Source organism: Bartonella sp. AA86SXKL (assembly GCF_042196885.1).
In genome coordinates, this window is the sequence record NZ_JBHIRE010000438.1 from 1 (window position 1) to 638 (window position 638).

Sequence of the window (638 nt, forward strand, 5' to 3'; positions counted from 1 at the left end):
AAAAACGACGTGGTCCTTTATTTTTGCTCGAAGTTAAGTCGAGGGAACAAACAGCAGAAAGGGAATCTTCTCTTGTTGCACGTGTAGGTTTTACTGTTACACGGAGAAATGGCAATGCTGTCAAACGCAATCGTATCAAAAGGCGTCTGCGCGAAGCAGTAAGGGTTGGTTTAACAGACGATATGGAAGCAGGAACAGACTATGTTATTGTAGCGCATCCTGATGCGCTTCATGCACCTTTTACATCTTTAGTCAATGAATTAAGCCGGCGGATAAAACCAAAAACAAAACACCAGAAACGGCAACAGGGTAATACGAATGGAATATAACAGGAATTTCTTTATCGCCATTGGATTGTCTTTTGGAGTGCTTATCGCATGGCATTTTTTTTATGTGGCTCCCAAACAGACTGAGTTACAACAAAAACAATTAATCGCACAGCAACTGTTAAAACAACAGTCAGCAGTTTCTTCTCCCACTGCAAATTTTTCTGACAGTGCATCAACGCATGAATCAGCACTTATCATTAATCATCCAATGAGCCCTGAAATTCGTGATGCTGAATTAGCCAAAACAAATCGTGTTGCCATAAAAACCAATGAACTTGAAGGGTCTATTAATCTTGTTGGCGCACAATT

At 40.4% G+C, this 638-nt stretch carries 1 protein-coding gene and 1 pseudogene; both read left to right on the top strand.

Features of this window, described 5'->3' with window-relative positions; genetic code table 11:
• A partial coding sequence (gene rnpA, locus ACFIO5_RS12500) for a ribonuclease P protein component (RefSeq protein ID WP_375705575.1) occupies nucleotides 1–329 on the top strand: 329 nt, incomplete at its 5' end.
• A pseudogene (locus ACFIO5_RS12505) lies at nucleotides 319–638 on the top strand (membrane protein insertase YidC); the annotation flags it as partial. The gene rnpA and the pseudogene ACFIO5_RS12505, both read left to right, overlap by 11 nt.